This window comes from Micromonospora sp. LZ37 (assembly GCF_059359015.1).
On record NZ_JCADBL010000007.1, the window covers coordinates 249,775 to 272,212 of the forward strand.

At 72.8% G+C, this 22,438-nt stretch carries 21 protein-coding genes and 3 tRNA genes; 19 read left to right on the plus strand and 5 right to left on the minus strand.

Annotated features, from left to right (window positions below):
- Positions 1-33: 33 nt before the first annotated feature.
- A complete protein-coding gene (locus AC5L3Z_RS17020; RefSeq protein WP_494843128.1) occupies positions 34-918 on the minus strand; it encodes a LysR family transcriptional regulator in 885 nt (294 codons plus the stop codon).
- Positions 919-1,044: 126 nt separating this feature from the next.
- Between AC5L3Z_RS17020 and AC5L3Z_RS17025 the strand changes: the two genes are divergently transcribed.
- The 14 genes from AC5L3Z_RS17025 to AC5L3Z_RS17090 all read left to right on the plus strand — a co-directional run bounded on the left by AC5L3Z_RS17025 (position 1,045) and on the right by AC5L3Z_RS17090 (position 14,511).
- Positions 1,045-1,671: a mycothiol-dependent nitroreductase Rv2466c family protein gene (locus AC5L3Z_RS17025; RefSeq protein ID WP_494843130.1), complete on the plus strand. Its 627-nt coding sequence runs from the start codon at positions 1,045-1,047 to the stop codon at positions 1,669-1,671.
- Between the two features lie 10 nt (positions 1,672-1,681).
- Entirely contained in the window at positions 1,682-2,608 is a 927-nt protein-coding gene (locus tag AC5L3Z_RS17030; RefSeq protein WP_494843132.1) for an EamA family transporter, read from the plus strand.
- 34 nt (positions 2,609-2,642) lie between these two features.
- Complete coding sequence (locus tag AC5L3Z_RS17035; RefSeq protein WP_494843134.1) at positions 2,643-3,905, plus strand: MFS transporter; 1,263 nt, start codon at positions 2,643-2,645, stop codon at positions 3,903-3,905.
- A gap of 262 nt (positions 3,906-4,167) precedes the next feature.
- Positions 4,168-4,470 (plus strand): WXG100 family type VII secretion target, encoded by a 303-nt coding sequence (locus tag AC5L3Z_RS17040; protein ID WP_494843136.1) that lies wholly within the window; start codon positions 4,168-4,170, stop codon positions 4,468-4,470.
- 7 nt (positions 4,471-4,477) lie between these two features.
- A complete protein-coding gene (locus tag AC5L3Z_RS17045) occupies positions 4,478-6,139 on the plus strand; it encodes an alpha/beta hydrolase (protein WP_494843138.1) in 1,662 nt (553 codons plus the stop codon).
- Positions 6,136-6,675 (plus strand): hypothetical protein, encoded by a 540-nt coding sequence (locus tag AC5L3Z_RS17050; RefSeq protein ID WP_494843140.1) that lies wholly within the window; start codon positions 6,136-6,138, stop codon positions 6,673-6,675. Before AC5L3Z_RS17045 ends, AC5L3Z_RS17050 begins: the two co-directional genes overlap by 4 nt.
- Before the next feature lie 31 nt (positions 6,676-6,706).
- The gene (locus AC5L3Z_RS17055) at positions 6,707-7,210 is read left to right on the plus strand and encodes a GNAT family N-acetyltransferase (RefSeq protein ID WP_494843142.1); all 504 of its coding nucleotides are present in this window, start codon (positions 6,707-6,709) and stop codon (positions 7,208-7,210) included.
- 352 nt (positions 7,211-7,562) lie between these two features.
- Positions 7,563-8,114 carry a hypothetical protein gene (locus AC5L3Z_RS17060; protein ID WP_494843144.1) on the plus strand — a complete coding sequence of 184 codons (552 nt, stop codon included), beginning with the start codon at positions 7,563-7,565 and terminating at the stop codon, positions 8,112-8,114.
- Between the two features lie 475 nt (positions 8,115-8,589).
- Complete coding sequence (locus tag AC5L3Z_RS17065; protein ID WP_494843146.1) at positions 8,590-9,000, plus strand: protein-tyrosine phosphatase family protein; 411 nt, start codon at positions 8,590-8,592, stop codon at positions 8,998-9,000.
- Positions 9,001-9,227: 227 nt separating this feature from the next.
- A complete protein-coding gene (locus AC5L3Z_RS17070) occupies positions 9,228-10,187 on the plus strand; it encodes a TerC family protein (protein WP_494843248.1) in 960 nt (319 codons plus the stop codon).
- Between the two features lie 190 nt (positions 10,188-10,377).
- A complete protein-coding gene (locus AC5L3Z_RS17075) occupies positions 10,378-11,619 on the plus strand; it encodes a D-alanyl-D-alanine carboxypeptidase family protein (protein ID WP_494843148.1) in 1,242 nt (413 codons plus the stop codon).
- A 73-nt stretch (positions 11,620-11,692) separates the two neighbouring features.
- Positions 11,693-12,481: a peptidylprolyl isomerase gene (locus AC5L3Z_RS17080; RefSeq protein ID WP_494843150.1), complete on the plus strand. Its 789-nt coding sequence runs from the start codon at positions 11,693-11,695 to the stop codon at positions 12,479-12,481.
- Positions 12,482-12,603: 122 nt separating this feature from the next.
- Positions 12,604-13,857, plus strand: coding sequence for a D-alanyl-D-alanine carboxypeptidase family protein (locus AC5L3Z_RS17085; protein WP_494843152.1), 1,254 nt, complete (start codon positions 12,604-12,606; stop codon positions 13,855-13,857).
- 147 nt (positions 13,858-14,004) lie between these two features.
- A complete protein-coding gene (locus AC5L3Z_RS17090) occupies positions 14,005-14,511 on the plus strand; it encodes a DinB family protein (protein WP_334530991.1) in 507 nt (168 codons plus the stop codon).
- 49 nt (positions 14,512-14,560) lie between these two features.
- Here AC5L3Z_RS17090 and AC5L3Z_RS17095 read toward each other — a convergent pair whose 3' ends face one another.
- Together AC5L3Z_RS17095 and AC5L3Z_RS17100 are read right to left on the minus strand one after the other, a co-directional pair.
- The gene (locus AC5L3Z_RS17095; RefSeq protein WP_494843154.1) at positions 14,561-15,355 is read right to left on the minus strand and encodes an alpha/beta hydrolase; all 795 of its coding nucleotides are present in this window, start codon (positions 15,353-15,355) and stop codon (positions 14,561-14,563) included.
- A gap of 81 nt (positions 15,356-15,436) precedes the next feature.
- Positions 15,437-16,621: a spore photoproduct lyase family protein gene (locus AC5L3Z_RS17100; protein WP_494843156.1), complete on the minus strand. Its 1,185-nt coding sequence runs from the start codon at positions 16,619-16,621 to the stop codon at positions 15,437-15,439.
- 87 nt (positions 16,622-16,708) lie between these two features.
- On the opposite strand from AC5L3Z_RS17100, the gene AC5L3Z_RS17105 reads away from it, so the two are divergent.
- From AC5L3Z_RS17105 to AC5L3Z_RS17125, 5 genes are all read left to right on the plus strand, one after another.
- The gene (locus AC5L3Z_RS17105; protein ID WP_494843158.1) at positions 16,709-17,737 is read left to right on the plus strand and encodes a YxiH-YxzG fusion protein; all 1,029 of its coding nucleotides are present in this window, start codon (positions 16,709-16,711) and stop codon (positions 17,735-17,737) included.
- Positions 17,738-18,319: 582 nt separating this feature from the next.
- Positions 18,320-18,392: transfer RNA gene (locus AC5L3Z_RS17110), tRNA-Trp, on the plus strand.
- 129 nt (positions 18,393-18,521) lie between these two features.
- Positions 18,522-18,595: transfer RNA gene (locus AC5L3Z_RS17115), tRNA-Glu, on the plus strand.
- A 14-nt stretch (positions 18,596-18,609) separates the two neighbouring features.
- Positions 18,610-18,681, plus strand: a tRNA-Gly gene (locus tag AC5L3Z_RS17120).
- 149 nt (positions 18,682-18,830) lie between these two features.
- A complete protein-coding gene (locus AC5L3Z_RS17125) occupies positions 18,831-20,030 on the plus strand; it encodes an RtcB family protein (protein WP_494843160.1) in 1,200 nt (399 codons plus the stop codon).
- Positions 20,031-20,275: 245 nt separating this feature from the next.
- On the opposite strand, the gene AC5L3Z_RS17130 is transcribed toward AC5L3Z_RS17125, so the two are convergent.
- Together AC5L3Z_RS17130 and AC5L3Z_RS17135 are read right to left on the minus strand one after the other, a co-directional pair.
- Complete coding sequence (locus AC5L3Z_RS17130) at positions 20,276-21,766, minus strand: MFS transporter (protein WP_494843162.1); 1,491 nt, start codon at positions 21,764-21,766, stop codon at positions 20,276-20,278.
- 50 nt (positions 21,767-21,816) lie between these two features.
- Positions 21,817-22,419 carry a TetR/AcrR family transcriptional regulator gene (locus AC5L3Z_RS17135; protein ID WP_494843164.1) on the minus strand — a complete coding sequence of 201 codons (603 nt, stop codon included), beginning with the start codon at positions 22,417-22,419 and terminating at the stop codon, positions 21,817-21,819.
- Positions 22,420-22,438: the final 19 nt, after the last annotated feature.

Here is a 22,438-nt window from a genome sequence, read left to right on the forward strand (position 1 = left end):
GCACGCCGGCTGACCGCTACGGAGCTGCCTGGCTCAACTCCTCGAAGGTGGGGGGATGTCGAGGAGGGTGAGGAAGGCACTGGCCGCCGGCGTGCGGCTGGCCCAGCTCCAGATGACGTACTCGATGCGGGTTGGCGCGTCGGTGACCTCGATGGTGGTCACGCCGGTGAGCTGCGGCACGTAGGCGGACGCAAGCATCGCGATGCCGAGGCCCTGCGCGACCAACTGGGTCATGAGGTAGGCGCTGGTCACCTCGAAGGCGACGTCGCGGGTCAGACCGGCGGCGGAGAATGCCTGGTCCGACTGCGCCCGTCCGGCGGTCTTGGCCGGCAGGTCCACGAACACCTCGGTGGAGAGCCGGCGCAGGCTGACCGTCCGTTCCTGGGCGAGTGGGTGGTCGGGCGCGACCACGGCGACCAGTCGGTCTCGGGCGAGTTCCTGAGCGTGGACGCCCTGCGGTCGCGCGCTGGTCGGCAGCCCGAGGAAGGCCACTTCGATGGCGCCTTGCTTGACCTGCTCGACGAGTTCTTCGCTTGCACCCACCCGCAAGCTGATGCGTACGCCCGGATACTGCTGTCGGAAAACTCGCAGGGCGGCCGGGATGTCGACCGCGGCGACGGTGGGGATCAGGCCCACGGCGAGCCGTCCGCGAACCTCCCCAACGGCGGCAGCGACCTCGGCTGCCGCGCGACTGGCGGCGTCCAGGCACTGACGGGCGGCGGGGAGGAACGCCGCTCCGGCCGGCGTCAGCCGCACCCGACGGCTGGTGCGCTCAAAGAGACGTGCACCGAGTTCGCGTTCCAGGCGGGCGATCTGGTGGCTGAGGGCGGACTGGACGACCAGGCACCGTTCCGCAGCCCGGGTGAAGCTGTTGGTCTCGGCAACCGCGACGACGTAGCGCATCTGCTGGAGCTCCATGGATCCATCTTCCTCATAAATCAATCGGGTGACAAAGATGTGTTGGACTCATGGATCACTGTCGAGTGAGACTGCGAGGGAACCGGATCGCAGCTTGTGTGATCACTCGAGAGGACCGAATCCGTCATGACCAGCACCGCAACCCGCGTTGACATCTGGGTCGATCCACGCTGTCCGTGGGCGTGGATCGCCTCGCAGTGGCTGCTGGAGGTCGAGCGGAGGCGCTCCATCGACCTGCGTTTTCACGTGATGAGCCTGTCGGTGCTCAACCAGGGACGCGAGGTTCCGGAGAAGTACCGCAAGGCCATGGTGGAGGGGTGGGGCGCGGTTCGGGTGTGCATCGCGGCCGAGCAGCAGCACGGTCCCGAGGTGCTGCGGCCCCTGTACCTCGCCATGGCCACCCGAATACATCACCGGAAGGCCGGCCTGGGACGCGACATGCTGCTCGCCTCCCTCGCCGACGCCGGCCTGCCAGCCGAGCTCGCCGACGTGGCGGACGGGACGGACTACGACAAGACCCTGCGTGAGAGTCACCACGCCGGCATGGACCCCGTCGGCGCCGAGGTCGGAACTCCGGTCATCCACGTTCCCGGGCCCGGCGGTGACCTCATCGCATTCTTCGGCCCTGTGATCTCCCCGGCCCCCAGGGGCGAGGCCGCAGCCCGGCTCTGGGACGGTGTCCTCGCCGTGGCCGGCGCCGACGGATTCTTCGAGCTCAAGCGCGCCCGCACCCGCGACCCCATCTTCGGCTGAGGGCGGCGGCATGAGGACTGCCAGACCACTGCTGACCGCGGGGGTGACCGCGCTCGCGCCAGCGATCTGGGGCAGCACCTATCTGGTGACAACCGAGTTGTTGCCGGCGGATCGCCCGCTGCTGGCCACCACGGTGCGGGCACTTCCGGCCGGCCTGATCATGCTGCTGTTCACCCGCGTGCTCCCGACCGGGAGCTGGCAATGGCGCGCGGTGGTGCTCGGCACGCTGAACATCGGTGCCTTCAACTTCCTGTTGTTCATGGCGGCCTACCGCCTTCCGGGTGGTGTGGCAGCGATGGTCATGGCGGTACAGCCGATGATCGTCCTGATGCTGGCGACGCTGCTGATCGGTGACAGGATCCGGTTCACCCACGTGCTGGCCTGCCTCCTTGGCGCGGCCGGTGTCGTCCTCCTGGTGTTCCGCGGATCGGCAGCCCTGGACGCCGTTGGCGTGGTGGCCGCACTGGCCGCCGCCACCTGCATGGCCGTCGGCATCACCCTGACCAAGTTCTGGGGCCGCCCGGACGGCGTGGGACTCCTCAGCTTCACAGGCTGGCAGCTCGCCGCCGGCGGCCTCGTGTCGTTGCCGTTCACGCTGGTCCTCGAGGGGCTCCCCGGCTCCCTCACCGGCACCAACCTCATCGGGTTCACCTACCTGGTCACCCTCGGCGCCGTGCTGAGCTATCTGTTGTGGTTCCGGGGGATCGAGCGGCTGCCGGCCCTGGCGGTCTCCTTCCTTGCCCTGGGCAGCCCGATCGTCGCCACCTTCCTCGGGTATGTGTTCAAGGATCAGACGCTGTCGATGCTCCAGTTGGTCGGCACCGTGGTGATCATCATCGCCGTGTTGCTCGCGCAGCCCCGTCAGGTCGGGCCACCGGTGCCCGATCGGAACGGTGCGCATTGGCACTTGTCCCGTTGGTCGTCGACCGAAGGATGAATCCGACATACCCTCTGTACCGAAGGCGGGAGAATTGAGCGCCGACACTGTCCGGGCCGGGACGAATCCCGCCACCGCCCGAGTCACCACCACGCTGGGGCGCGCACACCTGGTCAACTCGATCGGGGACGGCGCCTTCTACGTCACGTTCGCCCTGTACTTCACGCACGTCGTCGGGCTCTCCGCGACCCGCTTGGGGCTCGGCATGTCGCTGGCCTGGGCCGCCGGTTTCCTGGCCAGCATGCCGCTGGGCCACCTGGCCGACCGGATCGGCCCGCGGCGCGCCGCGGTCGTCCTCGCGGCGGGCACGGCGGCGGCAGTGGCGGTGCTGCCGGCCGCCCGCAGTTACCCGGCCTACCTGGCGGCGATCTGCGCGTACGGCGTCTGCCAGTCCGGGCTGATCGCCGCGCGGCAGGCGCTGCTGGCCCGGCTTGTCGAGCCCGCCCAGCGCACCCGGGTCCGGGCGCGGCTGCAGTCGCGGACCAACGGCGGCCTGGCCCTCGGCTCGGTGGTCGGCGCGCTCGCCCTCGCGGTCGACACCCGTTCGGCCTACGTGGCGGTGCTGGCGCTCGACGCGGTGGCCTTCGGCGTGGCCGCGCTGCTGCTGCACCGGCTCCCGACGGGATCGGCGCCGGCGCGGGCGGCCGGCACCGAGCGGGCGCTGACCGTCCTGCGTGATCGGCCGTACGCGGTACTGACCCTGCTGAACGCCGTGATGCTGCTCTACATGCCGCTGCTGAGTCTCGTCATTCCGCTGTGGATCGCGGAGGCCACCAAGGCGCCGACCTGGCTGGCCGCGGTGGTGCTGACCATCAACACGGTCAGCGTGATGCTGTTCCAGACGCGGGTGGCCCACCGGGTCACCGACGTGTCATCGGCCGCGCGCACCATCCGTACCGCCGGGCTGGTCATGCTCGCCGCGTGCGCGCTCTTCGCCACCACGGCCGGCACCGGCTCCCCATGGCTGACCTGCCTGGCGCTGGTCACGGCCGCGCTGCTGCAGGTGCTCGCCGAGATGCTGCAGGCGGCCGGGAGCTGGGAGCTCAGCTTCGATCTGGCCCCGGCCGGCCGGCACGGTCTCTACCAGGGCATGTACAGCAGCGGCATCCCGCTGGCCCGCGTCCTCGGGCCGGCCGCCCTGACCGGGCTGATCCTCGGGTACGGAGCGACGGGCTGGCTCGTCCTCGGCGTCCTGATCGCGGCGGCCGGGCTGGCGACCGTACCGGTGACGCGATGGGCGGCCCGGCGCCGCCCGGGATCCTTCGACACCCCCGCCGTCGGCCTGCCGGCTTCCTGAGTCGACCGGTTCCTCATCAGCTGAAGGTTCAGCGCCGTGCGTGTTCGCCGTGCTCACCCGCGACTGGCGCACCTGCTCGCGGAGGATCTGCCGGCGGTCGCTGACCCCGAGCCCTGCAACCACAGCCGTGCCGGGACGCAGCTGCACCTGGGCTCCGCCGCGGTGTGGCTGCATCGCCACGGCCGCCCCGGCACCGTTCTCGGTGCGCTTCGCGATGGCGTCACTACGCTAGGCTCGCATCGATCTCGGGGGAGGCCAGCCGGTGACGGAGCTTCGTGTCGAACCAGACGTGTTGGAGAAGGCGTCGCGTGTCTGTGACGACCTGCGCGACGACCTGCGACGCAGCGGGGCCGACATTGGAGACGAGACGCAGGCCGCTGTCTCGGGCCTGCCCGGGTGGCAGACGGGGATGGCGTTGGAGCAGCTCCGGTGGTCGTGGTCGGACGATCTGACCAAGCTGACCGGCTACCTGTCGAAAATCGGCGAAGCTCTCCGCGGCTGCGCGGGGGACTACCGCTACAGCGACCAGGCCAGCGCCGCCCACTTCGACATCCGCGGACGGTGATCGCGCCGTGGTCACCTACGCCGACCTACGCGAGGCGCGCCTCGCCCCGCTCCGGTATGCCGCGCAAGCCTGGACGGATCTGTCGCGAGCGTGCGCGAAGCTGGAGGAGCGGTGCGGCGCCGACCTGACCGGGCCGCTACGCAGCTCGGGCTGGCAGGGACCGGCCGCCGACGCCGCGTTGCGCCGACTCGACGATCTCGATGACGAGTTCGAGGTCGCGAGCCTGCAGACCCGCAGCGCCGCCAGCGTACTGCGGGAAGCGGCAGAGGAGTTCGCGGATCTGCAGCGGCGGTTGGAGTCAGCCGTCGGCGCCGCCCGCTCCGTCGGCCTGGCCGTCGACGACACCGGCCGGGTGTCCACCCCGCCGATAGCGGCAGCGCACCGGAACGACCCGGACGCGGAACTCATCCACCGCCGGGACGTGCAGAACGCCGGCATCTACACCGAGCTCATGACAAAGATCATCGCCGAGGCCACCGAGACCGACCACCGGATCGCCCGGGCATTGACCGAGCTGAAGGCGAGCGTGCCGGGGCAGTACGCGTGGGAGTACAACAAGGCCCACGACGGCGCCCGGGCCGCCGCCGCAGCGCTCGGTCTCCGCGTGGACGACATCCCGGCCCCGGGCGGCAACCCCGCGGACGCACGCGCCTGGTGGCGTGGCCTCTCCGACGACGAGCGGCAGATCTACCTCACCGCCTACCCGGAACGCATCGGCGCTCTCGACGGGCTGCCTGCCACCGACCGCGACGCGGCCAACCAACTGGCGCTGCGCACCTTCATCGGCGACAACGTCAACCAACACCGCGACCAGGACAACCCGCAGCACGCCACCGCGACGGTGCTGCTCGACAAGCTCGAAGGGGCGGAGAGCGGCCCGGTTCACAAACGGCTGTACCTGCTCTCGGTCGACCCCATGGGCGACGGGAAGGCGGCCGTCGCCATCGGCAACCCCGACACCGCCGCCCACACCGCGGTGCTCGTCCCGGGCGTCGGCACCGAACTCGACGGCATCCGCGGTCTGATCGGCCGGGCCAACGACCTGCAGGACGCTGCGTTCCAGGTTGCGCCCACCGAGAGCGTCGCGGTCGTGGCGTGGCTCGGCTACGACACCCCGTCAGTCGACACCGACATCGTCACCGCACCCTTCGGCGCCAAGTCCGAAGCTGGCGCCCGCGCGCTCGACGGCTTCGTCGATGGGCTGCGCACCTCCCACGACGGCACTGCCTCCCACCTGACCGTCGTCGGGCACAGCTACGGCTCGACCGTACTGGGGGAGGCGGCCAGCACCGGTGACGGCCTCGCCGCCGACGACATGATCGCCGTCGGTAGCCCCGGCATGCGCGTGGACGACGTCGGCGAATTCAGCCTCGACGCCCGGCATGTGTGGGCCGGCGCCGCAGCCGACGACACTCTCGTGGCCCGACCGGAAGACAACGCCAGATGGCTCACCGGCGTGCCAGTCGTCGGCGGGTGGCTGGCCGAAGGCGCCGTCGGCATCCACGGACCCGCGCCGCACAACCCGGAGTTCGGCGGCAACGTCCTGCACGTCGACACCTCCGGGCACAGCGGATACTGGGACGAAGGAAGCCAGGTGCTGCGCTCCCAGGCGGCGGTCATCGTCGGCGTCTACGACAGAGCCGTACTCGACCAGGGGAAGAGGCCATGACCCTCCCGCACCGGATGTCCTGGCGGCGCACTGCCGCACTCACCGCAGTGCTTGTCCTCGCCACTGCTTGCACCGGCAATGAACCCGGCTCGCCGTCAGGAAAGGACGACCCGTTGCAGACCAAGGCCGTCTCCGAGGTGAAAACCCTCGCCGAGTCTCGCGCTCAGGCCGTCGCTACCGCCGTGGCAATCCCCTTGGACGACTGGCGCACCAATACCTCGCCCTGTGTAGGCAAGGGTGGTGAGATCGCCGAGGACGGACGCTGGAAGCTGACTGGTTTCGCCGGACTCGCTGGAGTCGCCCCGGCCGAACAGGCCACCACCCTTCACCGCATCCGAGACATGTGGCGAGAGAACGGCTACGAGATCACCGAAGACCGCACCTTCGACGACGGGGGAGGCGCCGTCTCGATGCGTGATCGCGAAACGGCCATGACGATGAGCCTTTTCAGTACGAAGAACAGAGACGGCATCGGGCTGATTCTGGCCAGCGCCTGCTACCTGCCCGCACCGGGCGAAGACCCCGCCAACGTCTAGTGCCGCGTCACGGTGCTGTCAGACTGCTCGGGTGATCGTCAGACTTGCGGGAGAGCACGACCTCCATGGCTTCCTTGGCTTGGCGGCCCAGGTCGAGTGCTGGTTCGGCCCAATGGTCGAGGATCCCGGCTTCCATGACGCTGTGCGCAAACACATTCGTCGGTCCACGGCGATCGCCGCCGTTTCCTCGGGGCCGGGTCTCCTGGGTGGGCTGTTGTTCGCGGCGAAGGCCCCGACCTACCACGTTCACTGGCTTGTCGTATCTGAGCAGTCACGGGGGAAGGGCGTTGGTCGTGCGTTGATGGCGGAGGCGATGCGCAGGTTCGTGCGTGGCCCAGGCGCCGTTGAGGTGGTCACCTTCGGGGCCGACCACCCTGGCGCTGTCACCAGCGGTGCACGCGTCTTTTACGAGCGCCTGGGTTTCGCCGCTGCTGAGGCCGTCGATCCCGGTCCGGAAGGCGGTTCCCGGCAGGTCTTCCGCCTGGTCGTCACCGGATTCGAGCGACGTCGGCCCGGGCGACTCCGTCGAGGGTGAAGTAGCGCAGGGGTCAACTGGTGCCTCGATGCGGTTCCGCCACGAGGCCCTGGCTGCACGTCAACGGCAGCTTCGAGCGCGACGGGCGGACCGAGAACAACGCCCAGGACCTCGCCGACGCTGGACTCCTCGCCGGCCGCAACAGCCCCAGCCTCACCCCCGCGCACCGACCCGCGAGTCAGCCACCTCAACCGAGACGAGTGGTTGAAGAAGGCCACCGCCATCCGAGAAGGGCAAGCAGCGGCGTACCACCTGACCGGCCACAATCCTGTCGCCCACCCGACAGTACGCAGGTTGCCGCCATCCCAAGCAGCACCATCTAGCAGGCGACACCTCAACCAAGGAGACAGTCTTGACCCACCCGCAGCACCCCGGCGACGCCAACGACACCGTCCGGCCGCAGCAGCCGCACACCCAGCCGCAGCAGTGGCAGGGGACGGACGGGCAGCCGCTGCCCGCCGCCGGCGACCCGACCAGCCCGCCGCCGGCCGGGAAGAACCGCACCACCGTCATCGTCGCCGCCGCGGCCGTCTTCGCGGTCCTCGTCCTCGCCGTCGGCGGGTACGCCGTCTGGGACCGATTCATCAAGGAAGACACCGGCGTAGCCGCCTGCAAGGCCATGCGCGACGGGAAGAACATCGACGGCAGCACTGAGGCCAACGACGACGACAAGATGACCGAGGCCGAGTACCGGGAGGCGCGGAAGCTGTTCGAGGATTCCCGCCACGAAGACATCCGGGAGCACGGCACCGCGCTGATCGATGTGGCATGGCAGGTGTCGTCGCTGGACGAGGGTGAGGAGATGGGGGCGTTGGCGTTCATGGGGCCGCTGTCGACGCACATGTCGGGATTGCAGACGGCGTGCGCGGATCAGGGTGTGATCGTCAACCTCAACAAGAAGTAGCCGCCTTCACCGCACCGCAGCCGCGACCGGCCAGGCCGTGCTGGTGGCTCTCACCTGACGCAGCCGCCCGGCCGTCTTCGGTTGCCCGTGGCGATCAGGCCACGCTCTGCCAGCAGCCGGCCCGCATCGGCCGGCGGCCGGATTTGCGGTCTGCTCGCCGGCCCGGGTGCTCCGGAACAGGGAGCAGTCGGGGTTGAGGTTGCGGTGCACCGGGGGCGGGCGCAGGGCGCGGGGTGGTGGCGGTCACTGCGGGGCGTGGAACAGGGGGTGGGGGTAGCCTGTTGAGTCAGGTGTCGGTGTGTCCAGTGTCCCCGGGCCTCACCTATAAATTGCCTTCGCGGAATACCGTTCGGCTGGAGCCGCGTCGTGCCACTCGCCGAGAGGCGACCTGCACACCGACACCCCGGCGCCGCCCCCGACCCGACAGGGCCGGGGGCGGCGCTTTTTGTGCACCGGACACCGGCAGAATCACGGCATGACGAACTGGGTGGAGCGGACCGGCGTGGTCGTACTGCCCAGCGGCGCGACGGTGCGAGGCCGCCGGGTCGGTGACCCCGCCTCACCCGCCGACTTCGCCCTGCTGCTGGCTCCCGGCCCGGCGCCGTCCTGGCCGCACCGGCGGATCCGGTGGCCCGACTTCTGGGTGCCGGTGGACCGTGCCGACGCACTGGACGCCCTGGACGAGGCGTTGCGGCGGGCGCACGCGGGGGCCCGGGTCGAGGTGGCCTGCCGAGGCGGGGTCGGACGTACCGGGACCGCCCTGGCCGCCCTGGCGATCCTCGACGGCCTCCCGGCGGCCGACGCGGTGCGGTGGGTACGCGAGCGGTACCACCCGCGGGCCGTCGAGACGCCGTGGCAGCGCCGATGGCTGCGCCGCCTGCGCTGACACCACGCTCGGGGAATTCCGGGCAAGCCCTGGACGGGCGAACTGCACTTCGTGAATAATGGATCGTAGTTCGAGGGGGAGTACCCGCCACCGGACGCGCCACCGTCAGTACGGGCCCACCGGGCCCCGGCGGCGCGGGCCGCCGCACACCGGGCGGTTCGGGGAGACCTTCGACCCGTACGCCGGCGCGCCGCGCCGGCCCGGTCGGAGGGAGCGCGATGTCGTCGTTGTCCGTACCGTGGTGGGCCTGGGTCGTGTTGACCGTGGGCATCGCCGCCATGCTCGCCGTGGACCTGCTGCTGCACCGCGACGACCACGTCATCGGCTTTCGCGAGGCGGCGATCTGGTCCGGCATCTGGATCGTCGCCGGCCTCGCCTTCGGCGTGCTGCTCTGGGCCTGGCAGGGCGACGAGGCGGCCGGGACCTACTACGCCGGGTACCTCATCGAGAAGGCGCTCTCGATCGACAACGTCTTCGTCTTCGCTCTCGTCTTCAGCTACTTCGCGGTGCCCGCCGCGTACCAGCACAAGGTGCTCTTCTGGGGCGTGGTCGGCGCGCTCGCCTTCCGGCTGGTCTTCATCTTCGTCGGCGCCGAACTGCTGGCGACCTTCTTCTGGACGGCGTACCTGTTCGGCGTCTTTCTGATCTGGACCGGCTGGAAGATGGCCTTCCGGCACGACGAGGAGGTCCACCCGGAGCGCAACCCCGTCGTCCGGCTGGTCCGCCGGCTGGTCCCCACCGACCCCGCGTACCACGGCAACCGGTTCTTCACCCGGATCGACGGCCGCCGGGTGGCGACTCTGCTCTTCGTCGTGCTGATCGCCGTCGAGGCCACCGACCTGGTCTTCGCCATCGACTCCGTGGCGGCGGTCCTGGCCATCACCACCAGCACCTTCATCGTCTGGACCGCCAACGCCTTCGCCGTGCTCGGCCTGCGCAGCCTCTACTTCTGCCTGGCCGGACTGCTGCGCCGCTTCACCCACCTGCACTACGGGCTGGCGCTGCTGCTCGCCTTCGCCGGGGTCAAGCTGATCCTCTCCGAGACCCCGGTCGGCAAGCTGCCGATCCCGCTCACCCTCGGCGTCATCGTCGCCACCCTCGCCGGCTCGATCCTCTGGAGCCTGCTCGCCGCCCGCCGTGCCGACGCGGCCGAGCACGGCGCCCCGCGCACCCCCGCCGGCACCTGAGGGCCCCACCACCCCCGGCAGTACGCCCGCCAGCGGCGGAGCAGATCACCGCCCGACACGATCAGGAGGCGACATGTCCGTTCTCACCAGACCGGCCCCACGGCGCCGCTGACCGGGTGACCGCCGTGGGTCGCCCGGCCGGTGAGCCGCCGCGCCGGTCGCGGATCCGGCCTCGGTAGGGTGCCTCTCCATGAGAGCCCGGGTCCTGGCAGCCGCCACCGCCGCCGTACTCCTCACCACCGGGACGCCCGTCCCGGCGAGCGCCGCTCCGAGCGCCGCCGCCCCGCCGGCGGCGGTGCCCTGCCCCAAGCTCCCGGCGCCGAAGGTGACCCGGCCGCCCCGGCCGACCCCGCCGCCGTCGGTGCCCGAGCAGCGCGCGGTGGGCGGCGAGGCGTTGGCCACCCCGGGCCTGGTGGTGCCGCCCGGCGCGCCCGTGCCACCACCGGTCACCGCGACCTCGTGGCTGGTCGCCGACCTCGACACCGGCGCGGTGCTGGGCGGCTGCGGCCCGCACGAGTACGCCACCCCGGCCAGCGTGCAGAAGCTGCTGCTGGCCGCCACCATGCTGCCGAAGCTCGACCCGAAGCAGGTCGTCACGGTGACCCGGCCGGACCTGGACATCGAGCCGGGCAGCTCGGCGGTCGGGCTGCTCGACGGCGGGCGGTACGCCGTGGAGACCGTCTGGCTGGGGCTGCTGCTCCAGTCCGGCAACGACGCGGCGAACCTGCTGGCGCGGGTCGGCGCCGGCAGCGCCTCGGCCGGGGTCCGGGAGATGAACGCGCAGGCGCGCCGGCTGGGCGCTCTCCAGACCCGCGCGGTCACCCCGTCCGGGCTGGACGGGCCCGGCCAGTTCACCAGCGCGTACGACCTGGCGTTGATCGCCCGGGTCTGCTTCGCCGATCCCACCTTCCGCCGGTACGCGCTGACCGAGCGCACCCGGATCCCGGCCCAGCCGGCCCTGCGCAAGGGCGGTTTCCAGATCCAGAACGAAAACCCGTTGATCTACCGGTACCCGGGGGCGCTCGGCGGCAAGACCGGCTTCACCGACCTGGCCCGGCACACCTACGTGGGCGCCGCCGAGCGTGGCGGCCGCCGCCTGGTGGTCACCCTGCTCGGCGCGGAGGCACGCCCGGTGCGGGCGTGGGAGCAGGGCGCGCGGCTGCTCGACTGGGGCTTCGCGCTGCCCCGGGACGCCTCGGTGGGCCGGCTGGTCGAGCCGGGGGAGGTCGACGCCGACCGGGCTCCCGCGTCGGGCCCGCCAGCGCCGCCCACCGCCGTCCCGGGCGCCGCCGCCTCCCCGGCCGGCGGCGCGCCGCAGTGGCTGGGCGGGGCGGTGGTGGGCGGTTCGGCCGGGCTGGTCGGCCTGCTCGCCGCGCTGCTGGCGGTCGGCCGGCGACGGCGGACCCGCCGGACCCGCCGCGCGAGGAATTGATCCGCGTCGACAACCGCCCGCCGCTTCCATAGACTCCGGTCGTTCTGGTGCCACGAGTCCAGGAGGATCCCACGTGTCGAGCGAACCCCGACCGCACGCCAACCCGCAGCCACCCCGCGCCGCCACCATGCCGTACCGCCTCGCCGGTGTGGCGCTGGTGTCGGCGACGCTGGTCGCCGTCGGCGGCACCGCCGCCGTCGCCGCCCCGGGCACCGACCCGTCCGCGCCGCCCCGGAGCACCAAGGGGCCCTGCGCGTACACGCAGACCCCGGACGAGCCGGCCGCCCGGCCGGTGCCGCTGCCCCCCGATCCCCGGCGCACGCCCGACCGGGGCACCGTCCGGGTCACCCTGCGCACCAACCAGGGCCCCATCGGGCTGACATTGGACCGGGAGCAGGCCCCCTGCACCGTGCAGAGCTTCCTGCACCTCGCCCGGCACCGGTTCTACGACCGGACGCCCTGCCACCGGCTGACCGCGTACCCCACGCTGAAGGTGCTCCAGTGCGGCGACCCGTCCGGCACCGGCGAGGGTGGCCCCGGCTACCGGTACGCCGACGAACTTCCCACCGACCTGCCGCCGGCGCCGACCGACCCGACCGGCGTCCGCCGGCTGTACGCCCGGGGCACCCTCGCCATGGCCAACGCCGGTCCGGACACCAACGGCAGCCAGTTCTTCCTGGTCCAGGCCGACTCGGCGCTGCGCCCCAACTACACCGTCTTCGGCAGCGTCGACGAGGCGGGCCTGGCCACCCTCGACCGGATCGCCGCCGGCGGGATCGCGGCCACCCCGGAGGACCCGGCGCCGGTCGACGGCGCGCCGGCCCAGCCGGTGGAGATCTGCCGCGCCAGCCGGGGCCGCTGAGCTCGGGGCGGGCCACCGGGGTGCGATCGTCGGGTCGGGCAGGATAGCGGCCCGTCCGGCCCGGCGGGCCGATTCGCCGGATCGCCGGAGCGGCTCCGGTGGCCTCGCTACCGTGCGTCAGAGTGAGAGTCCACGGCCTGACCACCGCCGCCCTCGTCGCCGTCCTGCTGTCGCCGGCCGCCGTACCGGTCGCCGCGGTCGCCGCTCCCGCCGTCCGGACCGGGCCGTGCGCGCCCGTACCGTCGATGTCCCGGCCGCCGCGACCCGCGCCACCCCGGGCGGACCCGGCGCAGCGCGTCGTCGGCGGGCCCGCCCTGGCCACCGCCGGCCTGGTGGTCCCCGCCGACGCCCCGACCCCGCCCCCGGTGCCGGCGACCTCCTGGTTGGTCGCCGACCTCGACACCGGCGCGGTGTTGGGCGGCTGCGGCCCGCACGAGTACGCCACCCCGGCCAGCGTGCAGAAGCTGCTGCTCGCCGCGGCCGTCCTGCCGAAACTCGACCCGACGCGGGTCGTCACCGTGACGGCGGAGGACGTCGACATCGAGCCGGGCAGCTCCGCCGTCGGCCTGGCCGAGGGCGGCCGGTACCCGATCGCGACGATCTGGCTGGGACTGCTGCTCCAGTCGGGCAACGACGCCGCGAACACCCTCGCCCGACTGGGTGGCGGACCCGACGGCCAGGCCGGCGGCGTCCGGGCGATGAACGAGGAGGCCCGCCGCCTCGGCGCGCTGCAGACCCACGCGGTGACCCCCTCCGGGCTGGACGGGCCGGGCCAGTTCACCAGCGCCTACGACCTGGCGCTGATCGCCCGGGCCTGCTTCGCCAACCCGATGTTCCGCCGCTACGACGCCACCCTGACCGCGATGGTCCCGGCCCAACCGGCGCAGCGCAAGAAGGGATACCAGATCCAGAACGACAACCAGCTGCTCTACCGCTATCCCGGGGCGCTGGGCGGCAAGACCGGCTTCACCGACCTGGCCCGCCACACGTACGTCGGTGCGGCCGAGCGTGGCGGCCGCCGGTTGGTGGTCACCCTGCTCGGCGCCGAAATCGTCGACGAGCGGCGCGGCTGGCAGCAGGGCGCGGCCCTGCTGGACTGGGGTTTCCGCCTGCCCCGGGACGCGTCCGTGGGCCGGCTGGTGCGCCCCGGCGAGCTGGACGCCGCGCCCGCGTCGGCGGCCGGCACCGCGCCCGCGCTGGCCGCCGCCGCGGGGCCGGGGCTGCGGGACGCTCAGCACCGCTCGGCCCGTCCCGGCCCACTGCTCGCCGCCGGGCTCGCCGTGGCCGGCGCCGGGATCGCCGCCGTGGCGGTCGCCGCGCTGCTCGTCCGCCGTCGCCGGACCGCCGGCCCGTCCCGGCCACGTCGAGACCGGTGACGCCGGAGGGGCTCTTCGTCGACCGTGCCTCCGCCGCGCGCGGCCGGTAGGCACCTCCCCGGGCCGTGGCGTCCCTCGCGGCCGGCCGCACGGTGGTCCCGTCTAGGCTCCCCGTCGACGGCGAGGCTCAGCGGGGGAAGGACCACCATGGACGTTGAACGGATCGGACCGCCGCTGCGCGCGGGGGAGCGGGAGACCCTGCGCGCCTTCCTCGACTTCCACCGGGCCACCCTCGCCATGAAGTGCGCCGGACTGGACGACGACGAGCTGCGGCGGCGCTCCATGCCACCGTCCACGCTGACCCTGCTCGGCCTGCTGCGGCACCTGGCCGAGGTGGAGCGGACCTGGTTCCGGCGGGTCATCGACGGCGAGGACGTCCCGCTGATCTGGTCGGAGACCGGCGACTTCCAGGAGGCGTACGACCCGGGCGGCTCGACCGGCGCGGAGGCGTTCGAGGTCTGGCAGCGCGAGGTGGAGCACTCCCGCCGGATCGAGCGGGAGGCCGAGTCGCTCGACGTCACCGGCCACAACGCACGCTGGGGCGAGGACGTCTCGCTGCGCCTGGTGATGCTGCACATGATGCACGAGTACGCCCGGCACAACGGCCACGCCGACTTCCTGCGGGAAGGCGTCGACGGCGCCGTCGGCGTCTGAGCGCCGCGCGGTCCGGCGCCCGGAGGTCCACGCCCCGTGGACGGCGTGTTCAGCGGGGGGCGTCGGCGCCGCCGGCGCGCAGCGGCAGCCAGGCCAGCACGTCCTGGATCTTCGCGTCCCAGTACGCCCAGTCGTGCGCGCCGGGGGAGAAGTCCACGGTGACCGGCACCCCCCGTCCCCGGGCGGCGTCGACGAAGCGCTGGTTGTCGTCGTACAGGAAGTCCTCGGTGCCGCAGGCGACGTAGAGCGCGGGGGCGTCCGGGCCGGCCCGGCCGACCAGCGCGACGGTGTCGTCGTCGGTGTCGGTGGCCGGGCGGTCGCCCCAGACGGTGTGCCAGACGGTCGGGTCGACCGGGCTGGTCGGGTGGTCGCGTCGGTGGGTGACGTTCAGCGCCCCGGAGAGGCTGGCGGCGGCGGCGAACCGGCCGGGTTCGCGCAGCGCCCACTTCACCGCGCCGTAGCCACCCATCGACAGGCCGGCGACGAAGGTGTCCTCCCGACGGGCGGAGAGCCGGAAGAACGAGTGGCACAGCTCGGGCAACTCGGTGCTGAGGAAGGTCCAGTACCGGTTGCCGTGCGCCTCGTCGGCGTAGAAGCTCCGCTCGGCGCGGGGCATCACCACGGCCAGGCCCAGCGGTGCCACGTACCGCTCGATCGAGGTGCGCCGCAGCCAGATGGTCTCGTCGTCGGTGAGGCCGTGCAGCAGGTAGAGCACGGGCGGCGCGTCGTCGCCCGCGCCACCGGCGAGGCCGATCTGGGACGGGGCGCGCTGCGGCAGGAGCACCGTCATCGAGGTGTTGAGGCCGAGCGCCTCGGAGAAGAAGTCGCAGCGGACCAGAGCCATGGTCTGTAGACCGTACCGGCTCCGGCGGTGGCGTGCGGGTGGCCGACGGTGACGCGGACCTGATGATCCGTCCGCGGTGGGTCAGGTCCAGTAGAGGACCCGGCAGGACGGCACCCGGGCGGCCAGTTCCGCGGTGAACCACGACCGCAGCTCGGCCATCAGCTCGCGCGGGTAGACGTACTTCACCGCGCCGAACTTGCCGTGCTTGCGACTGCGTGACGACTCGTCCATCTCCAGCCGGGTGCGTGGGTACCAGCCGAGCAGCACCTCCTTGCTGCCCGGGGTGAACCGGTGCGTGATCAGCTCGGCGGTGAGGTCCAGCCCCGGCACTCCGGCCACCGCGTCGGCGACCATGCCCAGCAGCTGCCCGTAGTGGTCCCGCCAGTCCGGCAGCGCGATGATCGGCGCGATGGTCAACCCGACCGGATAGCCGTCGAGCGCGAGCCGGCGCAGCGCGGCCAGCCGGGCCGGCACCGGGCTGGTGCCCCCCTCCAGCCGGGTGCTCACCGGCAGGCAGTTCACGCTGAACCGGACCCGGGTACGCCCGGCGTGCGGCAGGCCGACGAAGCCACCCACGTCGTCGAACTTGGTGGTCCAGCGCAGCTGCACCGGGGCGTCCCAGGCGGCGAAGTGCTCCACCGCCCGGCGCCAGCTGCCGGTGAGGTGCTCCAGCGCCAGGGGATCGGTGTAGCAGGAGGCCTCGAAGGTGGTGCCCTCGTCGGCGCGGGCGGCGCTGCGACTGGTCACCGTGCCGCGACCGGCGTAGTCGGCCAGCCCGGCGAGGATGTCGTCCAGGTCGGCGTAGACCCGGGTCACGGGTGGGCCGGAGAGCGAACCGGCCAGGTAGCAGTACTGGCAGTGCGCCGGGCACCCCTCCGCCAGGTCGACCCGCCAGTCCGCGCTGGGCGCGATCGGTTGCAGCTTCCGCCGCGACGGCGGACTCACCACGATCGCCATGGTCGACTTCGCCCGGGCGTACGTCTCCCGCTCGGTCTCGCCGCGCAGCCCGGTGAGCCGGTTGGCGCGCAGCCGCTCGACCTCGATGCCGAGCGCCTCCACCCGGGCGGCGATCCGCCGGCCGTGCGGGTGCTCCAGCGCCGCCGGGGTGGCCACCACCCGGCGCGGGGTCCAGCGCCGCGCGGGCCGGGGCGGCGGGGCCAGCCCGGCCAGGTCGCGGATCGGCACCCGCTCGCCGCTGGCGTCGTGCGGCGCCGGAGGTACGTCGACGGCGAGCGGCTCGTCGACGTTCACGTCGTCCCGGCTCATCGCCGCGGCGTACCCGCTGCGGCACCGATGCAACATCGGCCGGGAAACCCGGTGGTCAGGTGGGCTGCCCCGTGCTGAGGTGTCCGGATGACTGAACCTCAGGACCGTCCCGCGCCGGCCGGGCCCGCCCGTGGGCGGGCGGCGGACCTCCCCGCCGTACGCCTGCGTCCGCACGCGGTGCTCGCCGCCGCACACGGCGGCGACGTGCTGGTCTCGGCGTCGGTCGGGCCGGACGGTGCGGCGCTCGTGCTCTGGGCGACGCCGGACGACCTGGCGGCGCTGACCGCGCAGACCGCGCAGGCCGGCTGGGCGATCTTTCCCGACCCGCGGCCGCCCCGACCGGTGACCGCCCGGGTGACCGTGCACGCCCCGGAGACGGTCGCGGTCGTCCACCTCACCGAGCTGGACGTAACCTTTCCGGAGCTGCAGCCGCTGCCCGGCGGCCGGATCCTGCTGGTGGGTGCCCGGGCGCGGTGGCGGCCGGACGGACCGGACCGCAACGCCGTCGTCTACGACAGCGACGGGCGGCCGGTGGCCGCGCACATCCTGGGGGACGGCATCGAGCATGTCGCCACCACCCGGGACGGTCAGGTCTGGGTGGGCTACTTCGACGAGGGGGTCTACGGGAACTTCGGCTGGGGCGGGCCGGATGGTCCGCCGCCGGTCGGCTCGCGGGGCCTGGTGCGCTTCTCGGCTGACTTCGAGCCGCAGTGGCACTATCCGTCGCACGTGGACAACCTCTGGGGCGCCATCGACGACTGCTATGCGCTCAACGTCGCCGATGACGCCGTGTGGACCTGCTACTACACCGGATTTCCGCTGGTCCGCGTGCGGGAGGACGAGCTCACCGGCTGGCGCAACGACGTCGCGGAAGGGGCCCGGGCGTTGGTGACCGACGGCTCCCGGGTGGCGTTCCTCGGCGGCTACGGCGCCGAGGACCGCCTCATCGTCGGTGAGCTCGTTGGCGGCCGGGTCCGCCGGGTCGGGGAGTACCGGCTGGCCCTGCCCGACGGTGGTGCCCTCCCGAGCCGCGCCCGGGTCGTCGGCCGGGGTCCGGTGCTGCACGCGCTCGACGAGGCCGGCTGGTACCGGCTCCACCTGGACGACCTGCCGTAGCGGTCCGGCGGCGGCGCTTGCTGAGCCGCGCGACCTGACGCGACGCGGCGCGCCCGACACCGGTCGGCGCGGCGCGTCGCGTCGTTCCTGGCCCAGTCCGACTTTCTGCGCCCGCGGCTGGAGGGTGCCTCCTCGACCGAGCCCGCCCGGCAGGCCGCGGTGCCCGCCGAGTCCGCCGACCACGCCGACTGAGCGCGAGCCGCCCACCGGAGCCCGCTCCCGCCACCCTTCCGCCGGGCGAGGAAGCGGGCGCGCCCGTCAGGCCGGCACCACGAACGGGGCACCGCCGACAAGTCCTCGGATTATCCGTTGCGGACCCCGGGAACCTCGCCTACCTTCAACGGCAACGTCACGCCGATCTGACCGGGGAGCCCGCCGTGCAGCAGCACACCAGCACCGAGACCACGCGGCCCGCGCCGCGCGGTGGTGCCATGCTGTCGGCCGGCGAACGAGCCCTGGCCCAGCCTCAGGGTTGGTGCGGCCGGCGACGAGGGTGGCGGCGCGGATAGCGCCAGCGCAGTACGCGCAGCCGCCCACCCCACCGGGGACCGGGCGGCTTTTTCGTCACCCGGTACCCGTCCGAGGGGTGTAGCTCAACCGGAAGAGCACCGGATTCCAAACCCGACGGTTGCAGGTTCGAGTCCTGTCACCCCTGCCCGCTGTCCCGGCACCGCCGGCGACGTCGCTCCTTTTCAATTCCACAGTGGATGATACGAACCCCGGCCGGCGTCGACAGCGCGCCGGCCGGGGGTACGACGCGGGGTGGCACCACCACCTCGCGCACGGGCCGTTGGAGCAAGCTGGCAGCTCACCCGGTTCTCAGCCGGGCGGTTACGGGTTCGAGCCCCGTACGGCCTACGCAGTGACGACACGCGGTTGTGGCGCAGGGGTAGCGCGTCGCCTCGCCAAGGCGAAGATCGCCGGTTCGAATCCGGCCAGCCGCTCGGAACACCTTCATCCCACAGGCACGGGCTGCGCGCTGGGGCGCAGAGAGGCCTTGCACGCCACTCCCGCCGGGTTCGATTCCCGGGCGGTCCACGAGCCTTCCGCCGCCCCGGCCCGGGGCGGCATCCCACGACACCAGGAGAAGACGATGGCATTCACCCCGCTGCCGGGCACCCGGGCGCCGGTACGGGTCTGGACCGACCCGTACGGCATCGAGCCGCAGGCCGCGCAGCAGCTGCGCAACATCGGCGCGCTGCCCTGGGTGCAGGGCGTCGCCGTGATGCCGGACGTGCACTTCGGCAAGGGCGCCACGGTCGGTTCGGTGATCGCGATGCGGCAGGCGGTCTCGCCGGCCGCGGTCGGCGTGGACATCGGCTGCGGCATGTCCGCGGTGCGTACCTCGCTCACCGCGGCCCACCTCCCCGACGACCTGGCGCCCCTGCGCTCGGCGATCGAGGCGGTCGTCCCGGTTGGCTTCGCCAAGCGCGACGACCCGGTCGACCCGCGCCGGATCCGGGGCCTGGAGCAGGCCGGCTGGGCCGACTTCTGGCAGCGGTTCGGCGAGCTGGACCGCAGGGTGGCGCAGTTGGAGAGCCGGGCCCGGCACCAGATGGGCACCCTCGGCGGCGGCAACCACTTCATCGAGGTCTGTGTCGAGCAGGACGGCCCGGACGCCGGGCAGGTCTGGCTGATGCTGCACTCCGGTTCCCGCAACATCGGCAAGGAACTCGCCGAGCGGCACATCGGGGTGGCCCGGCGCCTGCCGCACAACGCCGACCTGCCCGACCGCGATCTGGCGGTGTTCCTCGCCGGCACCCCGGAGATGGACGCCTACCGCCGGGACCTGTGGTGGGCGCAGGAGTACGCGCGGCGCAACCGGGCGGTCATGCTGGCCCTGCTCTGCGGCGTTGTCCGCGAGCAGTTCCCGCAGGTCGCGTACGGGGAGCCAATCAGCTGCCACCACAACTACGTGGCGGAGGAGAGCTACGACGGGGTGGACGTGCTGGTGACCCGCAAGGGCGCGATCCGGGCCGGTCGGGGGGACCTGGGCATCATCCCGGGGTCGATGGGCACCGGCTCGTACATCGTGCGCGGCAGGGGCAACCCCGACGCGTACTGCTCGGCGTCGCACGGCGCGGGGCGGCGGATGTCGCGGGGGCAGGCGAAGCGGACGTACACCACGGCCGACCTGGCCCGGCAGACCGCCGGGGTGGAGTGCCGCAAGGACGCCGGGGTGGTCGACGAGATCCCCGGCGCGTACAAGGACATCACCGAGGTGATGGCGCAGCAGGACGACCTGGTGGAGGTGGTGGCGCACCTCAAGCAGGTGGTCTGCGTGAAGGGTTGAAGCGACCGGCGCCCCTGGGGGGTGGGCGCCGGTCGTCCGCGCCGGTGGCTCAGCGGAGAGAGCGTCGCCGGCCCGGGCAGGTGGAGCTGCGACAGGTGACCGGAGACCCCGTGGTCGGCCGGATCACCCAGGCCGTGGCGGCGCTCGTCACCGAGGGCAACTGGTCCCGCTCCGTACGAGGCCGACACGACGACGGCCGCCGGCCACCCCCCACGGGTGACCGGCGGCCGTCGTGCGTGCGGGACTCAGCCCATGTGTACGGCCCCGCCGGTGGCGAGGTCCTCCTTGCGCACCTTGATCAGCAGGAGGGTGGCCAGGCCGGCGAGCAGGATCAGCCCGGCGCCCCAGGCGAAGGCGACGGTGTAGCCGTGGATCGCCGCCTGGGCCTGGGTGGCCGGGTCGGGGATCCGGGTGGCCAGGTACGCGGCGACCGAGCTGGTGAAGAAGGTGTTCAGCAGCGCGGTGCCGAGCGAGCCACCGATCTGCTGGGTGGCGTTGAGGGTGGCGCTGGCCGCACCGGCGTCGTGCTCGGGCACCCCGACCAGGGCGAGGCTGGACAGCGGCACGAAGGTGAAGCCGAGGCCCAGGCCCAGGACGACCTGCGCGGGCAGCAGGTGCGACACGAAGGAGGTGTCCAGGTCGATCTGGGTCAGCGTGAGCATGCCGGCGGCGGCGAGCACCGCGCCGGCCACCATCAGCGGCTTGGCCCCGACGCGGGGCAGCAGCTGGCTGGCGACACCGGCGCTGACCAGCACGCCGGCGGTCACGGGCAGCGAGGCGAGACCGGCCTCCAGCGGGGTGTACTGCAACGCCTGCTGGAAGTAGAAGGTGAGAAAGAGGAACGCGCCGAACAGGCCCGCGCCGACCAGCGTCGAGGCGAGGTACGCGCCGCCCCGGTTGCGGTCCAGCAGGATGCGCAGCGGCAGCAGCGGGTGGGAGGAGCGCAGCTCGATGACGACGAAGGCGGCGAGCAGCACGACACCGGCGGCGATGAACGCGATGGTGGCGGTGGCGTCCCAGCCGTCCTCGGCGGCCTTGGTGAAGCCGTACACCAGGGAGACCAGGCCGGCGGTGACCACGACGGCGCCGGGCACGTCGTAGCGGGTGTCGCCGTGGGCGCGGCTCTCCGGCACCAGTGGGATGGCGGCGAACAGGGCGACGGCGGCGATCGGGATGTTGACCAGCAGGCACCAGCGCCAGTCGGCGTACTCGGTCAGCACCCCGCCGAGGACGAGGCCGACGGCGGAGCCGCCGCCGGCGATGGCACCGTAGACGGCGAACGCCTTGGCGCGCTCGGTCGCCTCGGTGAAGAGCACCGTGAGCAGGGCCAGCGAGGCCGGGGCGAGCAGCGCGCCGAAGGCGCCCTGGAGGGCGCGGGCGGCGAAGAGCAGCCCGCCGGTGGTGGCGAGACCGCCGATGGCGGAGGCGAGGGCGAAGCCGACCATGCCGACGAGGAAGGTCCGCTTGCGTCCCCAGTAGTCGGCGATCCGGCCGCCGAGCAGGAGCAGGCCGCCGAAGGTGAGGGTGTAGGCGGTGACCACCCACTGCCGGTCGGCGTCGGAGATGCCCAGGTCGGCCTGGGCCTTCGGCAGGGCGATGTTCACGATGGTGGCGTCGAGGACGACCATCAGCTGGGAGAGCGCGAGGACCGCGAGGGCCAGCCACCGGCGTGGGTGGAGTGCGGTCGACGTCCCAGCGCTGGGCGCGCCGGGCGCGGTCGAGGTCGTACTGGGCATGGTGGGCCTTCCGTGGATGCGAGAGCCTGCGTTGCGGAACGCGGTCGGGTTCAGGCGGAGCGGTGGCGGAGCACGGGGATGAGCACCTGGTCGACGAGCTGGGTGAGGAAGGTGTCGTCGGCCGGCAGCCCGTGCGCGAGGATCCGGGACATCACCATCGCCGGGGCGAGGTCGTGGAAGAGGTCCCGCTCGCCGGCCTCGGCGGGGATCTCGCCGCGGGCGGCGGCGCGGACCACGATGGCGACGCTGGCGACCCGGCCGCCCGGCATCACCTGCTGCCGGATCAGGTGGGCCAGTTCGGGGCTGGTCCGCATGGCCAGGGTGAGCGCCTGCATGAGGTCGCTGTCGGCAGTGCAGATGGCGGCGGTGGTGCGCAGCAGCTCCAGCAGGTCGCCGCGGAGCGAGCCGGTGTCGGCCGGGACCTGCACCGCGACCTGCCGGTGCCGCAGGGCGGCGGCCACCAGCTCCGCCTTGCCGGGCCAGTGCCGGTAGATGGTGGCCTTGCTGACCCGGGCCCGGGCGGCCACCGCGTCGATGGTCATCCGGTCGTAGCCGACCTGGCGGAGCAGCTGGATCACGATCTCCAGCAGCTCGGGATGGCGCTCCCCGCCGACCGGGGGACCGGTCGGGTCCGGGTCCGTCCCCACGGCCATGAACTCCTCCAACGAAACG